The 15,758-nt window shown below is 72.1% G+C and carries 15 protein-coding genes; 6 read left to right on the top strand and 9 right to left on the bottom strand.

From position 1 onward, the window contains the following. Positions 1-12 precede the first annotated feature (12 nt). On the bottom strand, positions 13-948 hold the full coding sequence (lipA, locus tag Dsi01nite_RS45215) for a lipoyl synthase (protein WP_203852635.1): 936 nt from the start codon (positions 946-948) through the stop codon (positions 13-15). Positions 949-1,048: 100 nt separating this feature from the next. On the opposite strand from lipA, the gene Dsi01nite_RS45210 reads away from it, so the two are divergent. Then, positions 1,049-1,621, top strand: coding sequence for a DUF6928 family protein (locus Dsi01nite_RS45210; RefSeq protein WP_203852634.1), 573 nt, complete (start codon positions 1,049-1,051; stop codon positions 1,619-1,621). Here Dsi01nite_RS45210 and lipB read toward each other — a convergent pair. Continuing rightward, the gene (gene lipB / locus Dsi01nite_RS45205) at positions 1,605-2,237 is read right to left on the bottom strand and encodes a lipoyl(octanoyl) transferase LipB (RefSeq protein WP_203852633.1); all 633 of its coding nucleotides are present in this window, start codon (positions 2,235-2,237) and stop codon (positions 1,605-1,607) included. The two genes, Dsi01nite_RS45210 and lipB, sit on opposite strands and share 17 nt — an antisense overlap. A gap of 112 nt (positions 2,238-2,349) precedes the next feature. On the opposite strand from lipB, the gene Dsi01nite_RS45200 reads away from it, so the two are divergent. Continuing rightward, complete coding sequence (locus tag Dsi01nite_RS45200; RefSeq protein ID WP_203852632.1) at positions 2,350-3,546, top strand: extracellular catalytic domain type 1 short-chain-length polyhydroxyalkanoate depolymerase; 1,197 nt, start codon at positions 2,350-2,352, stop codon at positions 3,544-3,546. Here Dsi01nite_RS45200 and Dsi01nite_RS45195 read toward each other — a convergent pair. The 3 genes from Dsi01nite_RS45195 to lpdA form a co-directional block, all read right to left on the bottom strand. After that, positions 3,519-4,418, bottom strand: coding sequence for a TIGR01777 family oxidoreductase (locus Dsi01nite_RS45195; RefSeq protein ID WP_203852631.1), 900 nt, complete (start codon positions 4,416-4,418; stop codon positions 3,519-3,521). The genes Dsi01nite_RS45200 and Dsi01nite_RS45195 overlap by 28 nt on opposite strands. Positions 4,419-4,508: 90 nt before the next feature. Then, positions 4,509-6,326 carry a 2-oxoglutarate dehydrogenase, E2 component, dihydrolipoamide succinyltransferase gene (gene sucB, locus Dsi01nite_RS45190; protein WP_203852630.1) on the bottom strand — a complete coding sequence of 606 codons (1,818 nt, stop codon included), beginning with the start codon at positions 6,324-6,326 and terminating at the stop codon, positions 4,509-4,511. A 59-nt stretch (positions 6,327-6,385) separates the two neighbouring features. Then, a complete protein-coding gene (gene lpdA, locus Dsi01nite_RS45185; RefSeq protein WP_203852629.1) occupies positions 6,386-7,768 on the bottom strand; it encodes a dihydrolipoyl dehydrogenase in 1,383 nt (460 codons plus the stop codon). Positions 7,769-7,927: 159 nt separating this feature from the next. On the opposite strand from lpdA, the gene Dsi01nite_RS45180 reads away from it, so the two are divergent. Continuing rightward, a complete protein-coding gene (locus Dsi01nite_RS45180; protein WP_203852628.1) occupies positions 7,928-8,245 on the top strand; it encodes a hypothetical protein in 318 nt (105 codons plus the stop codon). Here the strand turns inward: Dsi01nite_RS45180 and Dsi01nite_RS45175 are convergent. Beyond that, the gene (locus Dsi01nite_RS45175; RefSeq protein WP_203852627.1) at positions 8,242-9,795 is read right to left on the bottom strand and encodes a leucyl aminopeptidase; all 1,554 of its coding nucleotides are present in this window, start codon (positions 9,793-9,795) and stop codon (positions 8,242-8,244) included. The genes Dsi01nite_RS45180 and Dsi01nite_RS45175 overlap by 4 nt on opposite strands. A 137-nt stretch (positions 9,796-9,932) precedes the next feature. On the opposite strand from Dsi01nite_RS45175, the gene gcvT reads away from it, so the two are divergent. After that, positions 9,933-11,030: a glycine cleavage system aminomethyltransferase GcvT gene (gene gcvT, locus Dsi01nite_RS45170; protein WP_203852626.1), complete on the top strand. Its 1,098-nt coding sequence runs from the start codon at positions 9,933-9,935 to the stop codon at positions 11,028-11,030. A gap of 77 nt (positions 11,031-11,107) precedes the next feature. On the opposite strand, the gene cobS is transcribed toward gcvT, so the two are convergent. Both cobS and Dsi01nite_RS45160 read right to left on the bottom strand, forming a co-directional pair. After that, a complete protein-coding gene (gene cobS, locus Dsi01nite_RS45165) occupies positions 11,108-11,854 on the bottom strand; it encodes an adenosylcobinamide-GDP ribazoletransferase (RefSeq protein WP_203852625.1) in 747 nt (248 codons plus the stop codon). Further along, the gene (locus Dsi01nite_RS45160; protein WP_203852624.1) at positions 11,842-13,617 is read right to left on the bottom strand and encodes a bifunctional adenosylcobinamide kinase/adenosylcobinamide-phosphate guanylyltransferase; all 1,776 of its coding nucleotides are present in this window, start codon (positions 13,615-13,617) and stop codon (positions 11,842-11,844) included. The genes cobS and Dsi01nite_RS45160 overlap by 13 nt, the downstream gene beginning before the upstream one ends. Positions 13,618-13,723: 106 nt before the next feature. Between Dsi01nite_RS45160 and Dsi01nite_RS45155 the strand changes: the two genes are divergently transcribed. Both Dsi01nite_RS45155 and Dsi01nite_RS45150 read left to right on the top strand, forming a co-directional pair. Continuing rightward, on the top strand, positions 13,724-13,924 hold the full coding sequence (locus Dsi01nite_RS45155; protein WP_203852623.1) for a hypothetical protein: 201 nt from the start codon (positions 13,724-13,726) through the stop codon (positions 13,922-13,924). A gap of 5 nt (positions 13,925-13,929) precedes the next feature. Continuing rightward, positions 13,930-14,718: a site-2 protease family protein gene (locus tag Dsi01nite_RS45150; RefSeq protein ID WP_203852622.1), complete on the top strand. Its 789-nt coding sequence runs from the start codon at positions 13,930-13,932 to the stop codon at positions 14,716-14,718. A gap of 37 nt (positions 14,719-14,755) precedes the next feature. On the opposite strand, the gene Dsi01nite_RS45145 is transcribed toward Dsi01nite_RS45150, so the two are convergent. Next, entirely contained in the window at positions 14,756-15,754 is a 999-nt protein-coding gene (locus Dsi01nite_RS45145; RefSeq protein ID WP_203852621.1) for an aldo/keto reductase family protein, read from the bottom strand. Positions 15,755-15,758: the final 4 nt, after the last annotated feature.

The raw sequence follows: 15,758 nt of genomic DNA, 5'->3' as shown, positions 1-15,758 counted from the left end.
AGTGGGAGGTCCTCACGCCTTCAGCGCCCGGCTGTCCAGGGCCTGACGGTAGAGCCGGCCCGCCCGGTACGACGAGCGCACCAGAGGCCCGCTGAGCACGCCGGCGAAGCCGATCTGCTCGGCCTCCTGCGCCAGCTCGACGAACTCCTCCGGCTTCACCCAGCGCTCCACCGGGTGGTGCCGCGGCGTCGGGCGCAGATACTGCGTGACGGTCACCAGCTCGCAGCCCGCCTCGTGCAGGTCGCGCAGCGCCTGGGAGACCTCGGCACGCTCCTCGCCCATGCCCAGGATCAGGTTGGACTTCGTGACCAGGCCGGCCGTGCGGGCCTGGGTGATCACGTCGAGGGAGCGCTCGTAGCGGAACGCGGGACGGATCCGCTTGAAGATCCGCGGCACCGTCTCCACGTTGTGCGCCAGGACCTCGGGCCGTGCCTCGAAGACCTCGGCGAGCAGCTTCGGCTCGCCGTTGAAGTCGGGGATGAGCAGCTCCACGCCGCAGCCGTCGACCAGGCCGTGGATCTGCCGGACGGTCTCCGCGTAGAGCCAGGCACCGCCGTCGGGCAGGTCGTCGCGGGCGACCCCGGTCACCGTCGCGTAGCGCAGGCCCATCGTCGCCACCGACTCCGCGACCCGGCGCGGCTCGTCGGCGTCGAACTCGGCCGGCTTGCCGGTGTCGATCTGGCAGAAGTCGCACCGCCGGGTGCACTGGTCGCCGCCGATGAGGAACGTCGCCTCGCGGTCTTCCCAGCACTCGTAGATGTTGGGACAGCCGGCCTCCTGGCACACTGTGTGGAGGCCCTCGCGTTGCACGAGGCCTCGCAGGTGCGTGTATTCAGGCCCCATCTTCGCGGAGACCTTGATCCACGGCGGCTTGCGCTCAATCGGCGTCTCCGCGTTACGCGCTTCGATGCGCAGCAGACGACGGCCTTCCGGAACAACGGCGGTCACACGGGAAAGCCTACGCCCGAGGCCTGCCCAGCCGCCGGGAACGCGATTGACGTCACGTCTGCGAGGTTTCCCCGTCCGGGCGCCTGGCAATGACGCAACTGTGGCGTTCAACGACACGTTGGTGGTCTGGTCCGACGGTAATCCCATCGATGTCCTGCGGGCCTGTCCCGTGCTGGACAAGCCCGCGACCCGGGTGCTCGCCGGACGGCTCTTCCCGGGCGCGGCCGTGCGGGAGATCGGCGACGAGCTGCTCGCCGACGCGCTCAACCCGCCGCAGCACGTGGTGTACGTCGGCTGCTTCGCCGGCCTGGACCTGGTGTGCAGCTGGACGCTCACGCCGCAGCGGCCCTCCGAGCTGCACCCGGCGGTGCTCGCGGCCACCGGCCGCCGGCAGGTGCTGCTGCACGCCGCGCACGGCGACGCCGAGTGGTGCGCGTTCGGCGTGTGGCGCGACGGCGCGCTGCTGCGGTCGCTGAGCGTCTGCGCCAACCCCGGTGTCCTGGAGGACCTCGGCGAGCCGCTGCCGTTCGAGACGGCGGACCGCCCGGCCGAGCTCGGCGACCGGGCGCTCCAGGCGTTGATCGGCTTCAGCCGCGCCGGGCACGACCGCCTCGACGACGTCGACCCGGAGCTGATCCCGGTCGTCGCCTACCGGGTCAGTACAGGGTCTTGAGGTGCCGCTCGACCACGGGCAGGAGCTCCTCGACGGTCACGTCGCGGCCCAGCTCCGCGGCCAGTGACGTCACGCCCGCGTCGCGGATGCCGCACGGGACGAAGATGTCGTAGCGGGACAGGTCACAGTCGGCGTTGATGGCGAACCCGTGCAGCGTCACGCCCCGGGCGACCCGGATGCCGATCGCGGCGACCTTGCGGTCCGGGCCCCGCTCGTCGGCGGCGACCCACACCCCGCTGCGTCCCTCGACCCGCACCGTGGCCAGGCCGAACTCGGCGCACACGTCGATCAGGACCTGCTCCATGCGACGCACGTAGGCCACCACGTCGATCGGCTCGGGCAGCTTGACGATGGGGTAGCCGACCAGCTGCCCCGGGCCGTGCCAGGTGATCTTGCCGCCGCGGTCGACGTCGACGACCGGGGTGCCGTCGAACGGCCGGTCCGCCGGCTCGGTCCGCTTGCCGGCGGTGTAGACGCTCGGGTGCTCCAGCAGCAACACCGTGTCAGGCGCCGTGCCGTCCGCGACGGCCTCGTGGATCCGCCGCTGCTCAGCCAGGGCCGTCTCGTAGTCGACGAGGCCGGCCCGCTTCACCTCAAAACCCAGAATGCTGGTCACGCCTCAGCCTAACCCTCACGCAGCGGGGTCAAGAATGTGTGGACAAGGGACATAGTGGTGCGTGAAGCGTCACACCTAGCGTGGGCATCCCCCGAGAGGAAAGGGCACCGCCATGCCCCGTTGGTTGCGCTTCATCCTGCCCGCGATCGCCGTGTTCGCGACCGCCGTCGGCCTGACCGTCGTGTCCACGCCCGCCTATGCCGCGTCGCTGACCACCGTGTCCAGCTTCGGTTCGAACCCCGGCAACCTCACCATGTACAGCTACCGCCCGGACGGGCTGCCGGCCAACGCGCCGCTGGTCGTCGCCATGCACGGCTGCACCCAGAACGCGACCGACTACTTCACCAACGCGGGCTGGCGCAAGTACGCCGACCTGTGGCGCTTCGCCCTCGTCCTGCCGGAGCAGAAGTCCGCCAACAACAGCTCCAGCTGCTTCAACTGGTTCGAGACCGGCGACACGGCCCGCGGTGCCGGCGAGGCACTGTCGGTGAAGCAGATGGTGGACTACGCCGCCACCAACTACCAGGTCGACCGCGGCCGGGTGTACGTGACGGGCCTGTCCGCCGGTGCCGCCATGACCGCCGTGATGCTCGCCACGTATCCGGACGTGTTCGCCGGCGGCGCGATCATGGCGGGCCTGCCGTACCGCTGCGCGACCTCGACCACGAGCGCCTTCAGCTGCATGAACCCGGGCGTCGACAAGACCCCCGCGGCCTGGGGTGACCTGGTCCGCTCCGCGTACAGCGGCTACAGCGGCACCCGCCCCCGGGTGTCGATCTGGCACGGCACGTCGGACACCACCGTCGCCCCGGCCAACGCGACCGAGCTGCGGGACCAGTGGACCAACGTGCTCGGCGTGTCCCAGACCCCGACCGCCACGTCGTCGCTGCCCGGCGGGACGTCCCTGGCGAACTACGGCGACAAGGTCAAGGTGTACCTGGTGTCGGGCATGACGCACGCCACGCCGGTCGACCCCGGCTCCGCCACCGAACAGTGCGGCACCGCCGGCACGTACTACAAGGACACCATCTGCTCGTCGTACTACCAGGCCCTGGACTGGGGTCTGAACGGCGGCGTGGTGACGCCCACCGGTTCCCCGACCGCGTCGCCGAGCCCGACACCCACCGCCGGTCCGTGCGTCCGGGCGTCGAACTACGCGCACGTCACCGCCGGCCGGGCGCACCAGAGCGGCGGCTACGTCTACGCGAACGGCTCCAACCAGGCGATGGGCCTCTACAACGTGTTCACCACGCACGGCCTGCAGCAGACCGGCGCGAACTACTACGTCGTGGCCGACACGGCCTGCTGAAGCGCCGCCTCGACGGTCCGGTGCGCGAACGGGAAACCTTCGCGCACCAGGACCCCGGGCAGCACCCGCTGGCTGACCAGGGCCTCTGCGCCGAACTCGCCGACCGCCGCCTTCAGGGCGAACCCCGGCACCGGCAGCAGGTTCGGCCGGTGCAGCACCTTCGCCAGGGCCGCGGAGAACTCGGCGTTGGTCACCGGCTCGGGCCCGGTCAGGTTCACCGGGCCGGTGATCTCCCGCTCGAGCGTGAACGTGACGGCGGCCAGCCAGTCCGGCAGCGACATCCACGGCAGGTACTGCGTGCCGCCGCCCATCCGGCCGCCGGCGAACAGCTTGAACTGCAGGTACAGCGGCTTCAGCAGCCCGCCGTCCTTCGCCAGGGGGAAGCCGGTGCGCAGCAGCGCCACTCTCGTCCCGGCGTCCTCCGCGGGGCGGGTCGCGGCCTCCCACACCTTGCACAGGTCGGCGAGGAACCCCTCACCCGGGGGTGACTGCTCGTCGACGGGCCGGTCGCCGGTGTCGCCGTAGAACCCCACCGCGGACGAGTTGAGCAGCACCCGGGGCCGTTCGGCGCCGGCCGCCGCGATGGCCCGGGCCAGGGTCGCCGTGGTGTCGACGCGGCTGGTCCGCAGCGTCCGCTTGTACTGGGCGGTCCAGCGCCGGTCGCCGACGCCGGCGCCGGCCAGGTTGATCACCGCGTCCCTACCGGCCACGGCGGTCGCGTCGAGCAGCCCGCCGGCCGGGTCCCAGCGCAGCTCACCCGGGTTGCGAGCGGGCCGGCGGACCAGCTGGGTGACGTCGTGCCCGGCGGCGCGCAGGTGCGGCACCAGCCGCCCGCCGAGGAACCCGGACGCGCCCGCGATGAGGATCTGCATGCGGTCATCTTGCCCAGTCGCCGACCCGCTACCACAATTCGACGCAGAAAGGGGCGCCCCGAGGGGCGCCCCTTCCGGGTGATCCGGGTGTTACACGCCGAGGTCGGCCTCGAAGTTGCCGCCCTCGAGCCGCTCCTTGACCGTGGTGAGGAAGCGGGCGGCGTCGGCGCCGTCCACGATCCGGTGGTCGTAGGACAGCGCCAGGTAGACCATCGAGCGCGGCGCGATGATCTCGCCGAGCTCCGGGTCGTTGACCACGACGGCCCGCTTGACCACGGCGCCGGTGCCGAGGATCGCCACCTGCGGCTGGTTGATGATCGGCGTGTCGAACAGGGCGCCGCGGCTGCCGGTGTTGGTCAGCGTGAACGTGCCGCCGGCGATGTCGTCCGGGTTGAGCTTGTTGGACCGGGTCCGCTCGGCCACGTCCGCGATCCGCTTCGCCAGGCCGCCGAGGTTGAGGTCGCCCGCGTTGCGGATGACCGGGACGATGAGCCCCTTCTCGGAGTCGACGGCCATGCCGAGGTGCTCGGCGTCGTGATACGTGACGGTGCCGGCCTCCAGGTCGATCGAGGAGTTCACCGACGGGTGCACCCGCAGCGCCTCGACCGCCGCGAGGGCGAAGAACGGCAGGAACGACAGCTTCACGCCGTGCGTGTCGAGGAACTGCTGCTTGGCCCTCGCCCGCAGCTTCGCCACCTTGGTGACGTCGACCTCGACGACCGTGGTCAGCTGCGCCGACACCTGCAGCGACTCGACCATGCGCCGGGCGATCAGCGCACGCATCCGGGTCAGCTTCTGCGTCTGGCCGCGCAGCGGGCTCGGCGACGCCTTCGCCGCGGGGGCCGTCTCGGCCTTTGCCGGCGCGGCCGGCGCGGCCTGCTTCGCGGCGGCGGCCTCCTTGGCCTTCGCGGCCGCGTCGAGGACGTCCTGCTTGCGGATGCGGCCGCCGACACCGGTGCCGGACAGCGACGACAGGTCGACCCCGTGCTCGGTGGCGAGCTTGCGCACCAGCGGCGTGACGTATCCCGCCTCGTCGCCCTCAACCTTGCCGTTGGCGCTGGCGCTGGTGCCGGGACCGGCGGCGACCGGAGCGGCGGCGGCCGGCTTGGTCTGGGCCGGCTGCGCGGGCGCCGGGGCGGCCGCCTGCGCCGGGGCCGCGGCCTGCTTCGGCTCGGGCTTTGGCTCGGGCTTGGGTTCGGGCTTGGCCTCAGCCTTGGGTTCGGGCTTGGGCGCGGCCTTCGGCTCGGCCGGGGCGGGCTGGGACGCGGCCGGCGCGGCACCGGCGGCGCCGATCACGGCCAGCTCGGCGCCGACCTCGACGGTCTCGTCCTCGGCGACCTTGATCTCCAGCAGCGTGCCGGCGACCGGCGACGGGATCTCCGTGTCGACCTTGTCGGTGGAGACCTCCAGGAGCGGCTCGTCGGCCTCGACGGCGTCGCCGACCTGCTTGAGCCAGCGGGTGACGGTGCCCTCGGTCACGGACTCGCCCAGCGCGGGCATCTTCAGCGACGTGGTCTCGCCCGAGGCCGCGGCGGCCGGGGCGGGCGCCTCCTCGGCGGCGGGCGCGGGCTCCTCGGCGGCAGCGGCGGGCTCCTCGGCGGCGGGCGCGGGCTCCTCGGCGGCGGGCTCCTCGGCGGCGGGCTCCTCGGCCGGCGCGGCACCGGAGTCGCCCGCGTCGCCGATCACGGCCAGCTCGGCGCCGACCTCGACGGTCTCGTCCTCCTGCACGACGATGCGCGTGAGCACGCCGGCCGCCGGGGACGGGATCTCCGTGTCGACCTTGTCGGTGGAGACCTCGAGCAACGGCTCGTCGGCCTCGACCTGGTCACCCTCCTGCTTCAACCAGCGAGTGACGGTGCCCTCAGTGACGCTCTCGCCCAACCGGGGCATGGTGACCGATACCGGCATATGAACAGTCTCCTTGAAACAGCGCTGGACAGTGCTTGTGGCGGTCGGGTCCCAGATGATCAGTGGACGTGCAGCGGCTTGCCGGCGAGCGCCAGGAACGCCTCACCGATCGCCTCGTTCTGCGTGGGGTGCATGTGCACGAGCGGGGCGACGTCACCAGGGAACGCCTCCCAGTTGTAGATCAACTGTCCCTCGCCGATCAGCTCGCTCACGCGCGCGCCCACCATGTGGACGCCGACGACCGGGCCGTCTTTGACGCGCACCAGCTTCACGAAACCGGCGGTCTTCAGGATCTGGCTCTTGCCGTTGCCGGACAGGTCGTACTGCACCGTCTCGATCTTGTCGCCGTGCAGCTCGCGGGCCTTCGACTCGTTGAGTCCCACGGAGGCGATCTCGGGCTCGGAATACGTCACGCGCGGGATGCCGGCCTCGTCGATCACCTGCGGGTGCTGCCCGGCGATCTCCTCGGCGACGAAGATGCCCTGCTGGAAACCGCGGTGCGCGAGCTGCACGCCCGGCACGATGTCGCCGACGGCGTAGACCCCGGAGACGCTGGTGCGCAGGCGCTCGTCGGTGAGGACGAATCCGCGCTCCATCTTCACGCCCTGCTCCTCGTAGCCGAGGCCGGCGGTCGTCGGGCCGCGGCCGACGGCGACGAGCAGCAGCTCTGCCTCGATCGTCTCGCCGCCCTGGATCTTCACCCGGACGCCGGCGTCGGTGCGCTCGACACCCTCGAACGGCTTGCCGACCTTGAACTTGATGCCGCGCTTGCGGAACGCCCGCTCCAGGGCCTTGGAGCTCGCCTCGTCCTCGACCGCGACGAGCCGCGGGAGGGCCTCGACGATCGTCACGTCGACCCCGAACGACTTCCACGCGCTGGCGAACTCGCAGCCGATGACGCCGCCACCGAGGATCACCGCGGACGTGGGCACGTGGTCCAGTGTCAGGGCGTGCTCGCTGGTGATCACCCGCTCGCCGTCGACCTCCAGGCCGGGCAGGCTCTTGCTGTAGGAGCCCGTCGCCAGGATGACGTTCTTGCCCTTGTACCGGGTGCCGGCCACCTCGACCGTGTCGGCGGCGACGAGCTTGCCCTCGCCCTCGATCAACGTCACCTTGCGGGCCTTCGCCAGCCCCTGCAGCCCCTTGTAGAGCTTGCTGATGACGCCGTCCTTGTAGGCGTTGACCGCCTTCATGTCGACGCCGTTGAACGTCGCCTGGACGCCGAACTGCTCCGCCTCGCGGGCCGCGTCGGCGACCTCACCGGCGTGCAGCAGCGCCTTGGTCGGGATGCAGCCGCGGTGCAGGCAGGTGCCGCCGAGCTTGTCCTTCTCGACCAGGCCGACGGACAGCCCGAGCTGCGCCGCGCGGAACGCCGCCGCGTAGCCGCCGCTGCCGCCGCCCAGGATCAGGACGTCGAAGGAGTTGGCGTGTGGGTCGCTCACGAATTCTCCCAGGTGATGCACGGACCTGTTGGGCCCGTGATGGCATGACGATCCTTGGCCATCTTGTCACCACCGCTGTCCGCCTGCGACGGTAGGTGCCCCGACGTCGTACGCTGAGCGCCCCTTCGTCGGGGATCGTCACGGGGAGGGAAACGGATCGTGGCCTGGTTCAGCCGCCGCAAGCCCGCCGCAGGTGGGCGCACCGCGAGCCGTGACGACCTGCGGCATCTGGAGGAGTTCATCCGGTCCCGCCGGGGCGTGGAGGGCTTCATCGAGCCCCGCACGACAGTGACAGAAACGACACTGTTGTTGATCGCACACGACGGCGAGTGGACCCGCCGCCGCGTGGACAACCCACAGGTGGCGCGGCAGTTCGCGCACAAGCTCAGCATGCCGATCTACGACGTGGCCCTGGTCGGGTACCCGCAGCGGATGCGCGACTACAACGCCCGCAACAAGAACAACGGCGGCGGCTAGCGCTCCTCGGCGATCTCCTCGAGGAGGCTGATCAGGGTGCGCACCGGCACGCCGGTGCCGCCCTTGGCCCAGTAACCGAACGCCTCGCCGGAGTGGTAGCTCGGACCGGCGATGTCGATGTGCGCCCACTGGACGCCCTCGGCCACGAACTCGGACAGGAACACGCCGCCCTGCAACATGTGCCCGGCCCGGTCCATGCCCGCGTTGACCTGCGAGATGTCGGCCACCTCGGAGTCCATGCCCTTGCGCACGTCCTCCGGCAGCGGCATCGGCCACGCCGGCTCGCCGGCCCGGTCACCGGCGTCGCGGACCCGGTCGCACAGCTCCGGCGTGCCCATCACGCCGGCGATCCGCTTGCCGAGCGCGATGACCTGCCCGCCGGTCAGCGTGGACACCTCGAACAGGTAGTCCGGCTCGTCCTCGCAGGCCCGCGCGATCGCGTCGCCGAGGATCATGCGGCCCTCGGCGTCGGTGTTGAGCACCTCGACCTTGTGCCCGTTGTACATCGTCACGACGTCGCCCGGCCGGTACGCGCTGCCGGAGGCCATGTTCTCGGCCATCGGCGCGTACGCCACCACCGCGACCTTCGGCTTCAGCGCCGCGATCGCGATCATCGTCGACACCACCGCCGCCGCGCCCGACATGTCGGACTTCATCTCCCACATGCCCTGCGCCGGCTTGATCGACACGCCACCGGTGTCGAACGTGATGCCCTTGCCGACCAGCGCCACCCGGCGGGTCGCGCCCGCCGGCTCGTATGCGATGCGCACCATCCGCGGCGCCGCCGCCGAGCCCAGGCCGACCGCGAGGATGCCGCCATACCCCTGCTTGGCCAGGGCCTTCTCGTCCAGGACGCTGACGTCCAGCTGCGCGGCCCGCGCGGCCTCGGCGGCCTGCTCGGCGAACTGCGGCGGCCGCAGGTCGTTGGGGGCGGTGTTGATCCAGTCACGGGTGCGGGTCACCGCCGCGGTGACGGTCCCGGAGCGCTTCACCGCCGCCTTGGCCGGACGGGCCGCGGCGTCCGGCACGTGCAGCACCACCTTGCGGACCGGGTCCGGCCGCGTCCCCTTCGTCTTGTACCCGGCGAAGCGGTACGCCCCCAGCACCGCGCCCTCCGCCACGGCCCGCACGCCGGCGGTCAGCTCGTCGTCGGTGGGCGTGTCCCGGTCCGACAGCGGCAGCACCAGGGCCACGGACGCCGACCCGGCCAGGGCCCGCGTCGCGGCACCGGCGGCCCGCCGCAGCGTCTCCGCCGCCGGCGCGGCACCGGCCGGCTCCGGCCCGAGCCCGACGGCCACCACCAGCGGCGCCGTCACGGCACCGAACGCGGCGACCTTCGTCACCTCGCCGACCGCACCGGTCGCACCGAGCGTCCGCAACGTCTCGGCCAGCCCGCCACCCGGCCGGTCGCTGAACGCCGCCGCGACGCTCTCCGCCCCGGAGGCGAGCAGCAGCTTGGTGTCACCGCCGTCGTGCGCGTAGACACCGACGACGACGGCGTCGACGGTGAGCTCGGCGGGGTCGGTGTCGACCAGGTTCAGGGCGGTCACTCGGGCTCCAGATCACTGGTGATGTTCTGCGTCAGCGTTCACTGCGGCTGCACCGCAGCTTCGACGGTGGCACCGCATCTTCAGCATGCCGCCGATTCGGGTGCTGGACACGATAACCAACGCGATAGGTTGCGGGCATGACGCAACCCTTGCGGCACCCCGCGTTGTATCACCGCCATGCGGCGCTCGGTGCCAAGTTCGCGGCGTTCGGTGGCTGGGACATGCCGCTGGAATACGCCGGCGGCGGCGTGCTCAAGGAGCATACGGCCGTCCGCGAGGACGCCGGCGTGTTCGACGTGTCGCACCTGGGCAAGGCCCGGGTGCGCGGCCGCGGCGCGGCCGACTTCGTCAACCGCTGCCTCAGCAACGACCTCAATCGTATCGCCGCAGGTCAGGCGCAGTACACCCTGTGCCTCGACGAGAACGGTGGCGTGGTGGACGACCTCATCGCGTACCGGTTCGGCGACGACGACGTCTTCCTCATCCCCAACGCGGCCAACACGGCCGAGGTCGTGCGGCGCCTCGTCGCGGCGGCCCCGACCGGCATCAGCGTGGTCGATCAGCACGAGCTGTTCGCCGTCCTCGCCGTGCAGGGCCCCCGCGCCGCGGAGCTGCTGGACGGCATCGGGCTGCCGACCGACCACGACTACATGAGCTTCACCGTGTCCGCGTTCCAGGGCACCGACGTGGTGGTGTGCCGCACCGGGTACACCGGCGAGCACGGCTACGAGCTGGTGGTGCCGTCCCACGACGCGCACACCCTGTGGGACGCCGTCGTCGCCGCCGGTGCCCGCCCGTGCGGCCTGGCCGCCCGTGACACGCTGCGCACCGAGATGGGGTACCCGCTGCACGGACAGGACCTGTCGCCGCAGATCAGCCCCGTCCAGGCCCGCTCCGGCTGGGCCGTCGGGTGGGGCAAGGAACAGTTCTGGGGCCGCGACGCGCTCCTGGCGGAGAAGGCCGCCGGCCCGCGCCGCCTGCTCTGGGGCGTCGAGGCGGTGGACCGGGGCATCCCGCGGGCGCACATGACGGTCCTGCCGGCCGAGGGTGAAACCCCCATCGGCGAGGTGACCAGCGGCACCTTCTCCCCGACCCGCAAGGTGGGCATCGGGCTCGCGTTGATCGACACCGCGGCGGGCGTGTCCGAGGGCGACGAGATCGCGCTGGACGTGCGCGGCCGCCGGTCGAAGGTCCGCGTGGTGAAGCCGCCGTTCGTGAAGTCCAACGTGCGCTGACCCCTTTTTTCCGTGATCCGGAAGACCTCGTGCACCCCTGGCTGCACGAGGTCTTCCGGATCACGGCGCGGTCGGGGTCAGGGGGTGGTGGCGAGGACCAGCCAGGCGGTCATCGTCGCGAGCTCGACCGCGGCGCCGATCACGTCGCCGGTGACGCCGCCGAGACGGCGCCCCGCGTGGCGGGTCAGGGTCCACGCCACGCCCGCCGCCAGGAGCACGGCGAGCGGGCCCCGGACCGGGTCGGCGAGGACCGCCGCCGCGGCGACCAGGATCGTGATTCCGGTCACCACGGTGCGGGGGAGGGTCTCCGCGACGAGGGCCCCGAGGCCCTCGGGGCGGGCGGCGGGCAGGCCGGCCCGGCAGGCGACGGTCGCGCCCAGCCGTCCGGCGGCCGCGCCCGCCGCGACCAGGCCGAGCGCCGACGGCCACGGGCGGGAGAAGACGCTGGTCAGGGCGCTGGTGTCGAGCAGCAGGACGGCCGCGATCGCGACCACGCCGAACGGCCCGATGTCGGACTTTTTCATGATTGCGAGTGCTTTTTCCGGACCTTGGTACGAGCCGAGTCCGTCCGCCGTGTCGGCCAGGCCGTCGAGGTGCAGCGCCCGGGTGCACAGCGCGAACAGCGCGACCGTCACCGCGGCCGCCATGAGCGGCGAGCCACCGGCGCCGCGGAGGCCGAGGGCCGCGCCGCCCAGTACACCTCCCAGCAGCAAGCCGACCAGGGGAGCGCACGCCATGGCCGTCCGCGCCGTCTGCCGGTCGACCCGGGACACGCCCAGCGGGGCGACCGTGAACAGGGTCAGGGCGAGTCTCAGTCCTCCCACGACGGTTTCACGTAGGGCATCTCGGCGGTCGGGGAGTCCGCGACGACCCGCTGGATCTCCGCCTCGATCCGCTCCTGCTCGGTCAGCCCGTCGGCGGGCTCGGTGACCGGCGCACGCGGCGGGGTCGCCGCCGCGAGGGTCAGCGCGGTGTTGACCAGCGGCAGCGCCACCAGGGACGTGCCGCCCTCGCCGAGGCCCAACTTGAGCTGCAGGAACGGGGTGACCCCGAGCACGTCGGCGCCGAGCTTCACGGTCGGGTTGTCGCCGTGGTCGGCCATCAGGAGCCAGTGGCGGGTCTGCGCGCCGTAGTCGCGGGCGACCAGACCCGCGGCGATGCCGACCGGGCCGTCGACCATGACCGGCAGCCGCCGGGACGCGGCGCCGAGCAGGATGCCGGTCGCGACCGCGATGTCGCCGCCGCCGAGCATCGACAGCACCGTGTGCGGCTCGCGGCTGCGGGCCCGGATGCGGTGCCGGGCGTCGCGGATCGCGCCGACCTTGCGGATCCAGGCGGCGTCGTCGACGAACCCGGACGCGTCGACGACCCGCCCGAGCAGCGCGGCCGGCTCACCGCCGGTGAGCACCGCCACGATCGCCGCGGCGGCCGCGTCGGAGCCGGCCCCGCAGGCGGCCAGGACCAGCAGGTCGACGCCCTCGTTCGCGGCGGCGTCGGCGAGGCGCCAGCCGAGGGTGAGCGCCGCGTCAACGCTGCCGTCGTCCAGCGCGTCGTGCAGCTCGGCCGGGCCCGCCTCGGGGCAGTCGATCGCCTGCACGCTGGCGCCGGCGTTCGCGGCGAGCATCGCCAGGGTGCCGGTGCCCTCCACGACGTCCTCAAGCCGCCGGTCGGCGGCGGCGGCCGAGTCACCGGCGGCGAACGCGCCGGTCCGGTCGCCGCGCAGCACGAGGACCCGCGGCTGCTGCCACGGGCGCGGGTCGGGCCGGCCCTGGGTGCCGCCGGCGAAGCGGACGACCGGGACGAGGCCACCCAGGCCGGCGCCGTTGAGCTTCAGGGTCAGCAGGCGCTCGGCGGCCTCGGCCGCGGTCGACTCGTCGGGCAGCGGCAGCTCCATGCCCGGCTGGAACGACAGGGTCTCGCCGCTGTCGGCGGTCGACAGGACCGCGCCCGCGACGGCTCCGCTGAACACGAACGGCGCCGTGTCGCGCGGAGCGAAGGACGGCGCCCCGACGGTGCGCCCGCCCGCGTAGTTGACGGCGTCGCCGCCGCGCAGCCAGGTGACCTCACCGGCGACGACCATGGCGACCCCGTCGCTGGCCGCCGCGACCCGCTGGTTGAGCAGCCCGTTGGCGTCGGCGAACGTGCGACCCGCCTGGGTCGACGGCATGACCGCGAGGCCCACCTCGGGCGCGACCATGACCACCAGCGCCGCCGGGCAGGCCCGCACCGCGTCGCCGAGGGCGTTGATGCGGCCGTCCAGCGCGTGCGGGTCGGACCAGTCGCCGGTCGAGTCGAACAGCGCGGTGAGCCACCCGCCGAGGTCGTCGACGAGCAGCACGTCCTCGGGTTTCGCGCCGTGCAGCAGGTCGGCGAGGCGCTCCGGGTCGGTGCCGATCTCCTCGGTGCTCCACCCGGCGGGCCGTCGCTCCCGGTGTCTGGCCAGCCGCGCCGACCACGCCTCGTCGGTCAGACCGCCGGGCAGCTCGGGCGCGGTCGCGACATAGCGCACCCGCTCCGCGTCCGCGACGAGCGACTCCGCCACTTCCGACTTCCCGGACCGGATTCCACCGAGCACCAGCAACCGCATGCCCCGTACTTTATGGCCAGCCGCTCACTTTCCGGTGGGCGGCATCGGCACATCGCCTCCAGCCCGATACGCTCGAAACTACCTACCTGGGACGGGAGCGTGACTGATGGCGTGGACATGGCAGTTCGAAGACGCTGAGAGCCGGGCGGTCGACGGCCCGAACGAGGCGTTTTCCAGCCAGTCCGACGCGGAGTCCTGGCTCGGCCAGAGCTGGCGTGAGCTGGTCGCCAAGGGCGCGACGACGGCGATCCTGGCCGAGGACGAACGCACGGAATACAAGATGAGCCTGCTGCCGGCGGGGGGCTGAGGGACATGGCGTTCGGCCGGTCGCCGGGTCACGTCGCGGGCCTGCCCCGTGAGGCGTTCCGGCCGAGCCCGATCTTCCTCGGGATCGTTGCGCTGTTCATCGTCTCCGGCTGGATGACGTGGACCGGCTTCGGCAACGTCCAGATCGACGTATTTCTGTTCGTCGCGGCCGGCTGGACCGTCTCGCTGTGCCTGCACGAATACGCGCACGCCCTCGTCGCGTACAAGGGCGGCGATCATGACGTGGCGCACCGCGGCTACCTGACGCTCGACCCGATGAAGTACGCCCACCCGCTGCTGTCCTTCGTGCTGCCGGTGGTGTTCCTGCTGATCGGCGGCATCGGCCTGCCCGGTGGTGCGGTCTGGGTCAACCACGGCGCGATCCGCAACCGGTTCACGGACAGCCTGATCAGTTTCGTCGGCCCGGCCACCAACATGGTCCTCGCGGTGGTGCTGGTCGTGCCGTTCGCGCTGGGGCTGGACACCGGCGGCGACCCGGCGTTCTGGGCGGCCCTGGCGTTCCTGGCGTTCCTGCAGCTGACCGCGAGCATCCTCAACTTCGTGCCGATGCCGGGGGTGGACGGCGGCAACCTGCTGTTCCCGTGGCTCAGCCCGCAGTGGCAGCGCGGCTTCAACCACGTCGCGCCCTACGGGATGCTGCTGCTCATCGCGCTGCTGTGGTCACCGGTCATCAACGCCTGGTTCTTCGAGGTCGTCTTCGCCTTCGGCGACGTGATCGGCCTGCCGTCGTCCCTGGTCGGCGACGGCCTGGACCTGTTCCGCTTCTGGTCGTGACCGAGGGGACCCCGCGAAGGGCCCCCTCACACCACGATCAGGGACGCTTCGCCGGGCTCTGCGTCCGCGCCGGGTCACGCTCGACGACCGGGTCGAGGATCTCGTCGATCCGCTTCAGCAGCTCCGCGTCCAGCTTCACGCCCGCCGCCTTCACGTTGTCCTGCAGCTGCTCCGGCCGGGTCGCGCCGACGATCGCCGAGGACACGTTCGGGTTCTGCAGCACCCAGGCCACGCCCAGCTGGGCCATGGTCAGCCCGGCCTGCTCGGCGAGGGGCTTGAGCTGCTGCACCGCGGTCAGGACCTCGTCGCGCAGCAGCCCGGAGATGAACCCGGCGCCCGACTTCTCGTCGGTCGCCCGCGACCCCGCCGGCGGCGGCTGACCCGGCAGGTACTTGCCGGTGAGGACGCCCTGGGCGAGCGGCGACCACACGATCTGCCCGATCCCGAGCTCCTCGGAGGCGGGGACGACCTCGGCCTCGATGACCCGGTACAGCGCCGAGTACTGCGGCTGGTTCGACACCAGCTGGATCCGGAGCTCCTTTGCGAGAGAAGCGGCGGCGCGGATCTGCTCCGCCCGCCACTCCGAGACGCCGATGTAGTGCGCCTTGCCGCTGTGCACGACGTCCGCGAACGCCTGCATCGTCTCCTCGAGCGGCGTCTCGGAGTCGTAGCGGTGCGCCTGGTACAGGTCGACGTAGTCGGTCTGCAGGCGGCGCAGCGAGCCGTTGATCGACTCGGCGATGTGCTTGCGGGACAGGCCCCGGTCGTTGCGGCCCGGCCCGGTCGGCCAGTAGACCTTGGTGAAGATCTCCAGGCCCTCGCGGCGCTGACCCTTCAGCGCCTCACCGAGCACGACCTCCGCCCGGGTGCCGGCGTAGACGTCGGCGGTGTCGAACGTGGTGATGCCGAGGTCGAGGGCGGCGTGGACGCAGGCGGTCGCCTGGTCCGCCTCGACCTGTGAGCCATGGGTGATCCAGTTGCCGTACGAGATCTCGCTGACGAGCATCCCGGACCGGCCGAGGTGACGAAACTCCATGACT

The organism is Dactylosporangium siamense (assembly GCF_016862795.1).
Taxonomy (GTDB): Bacteria; Actinomycetota; Actinomycetes; order Mycobacteriales; family Micromonosporaceae; genus Dactylosporangium; species Dactylosporangium siamense.
This window is presented reverse-complemented; position numbering and strand designations above follow the sequence as displayed.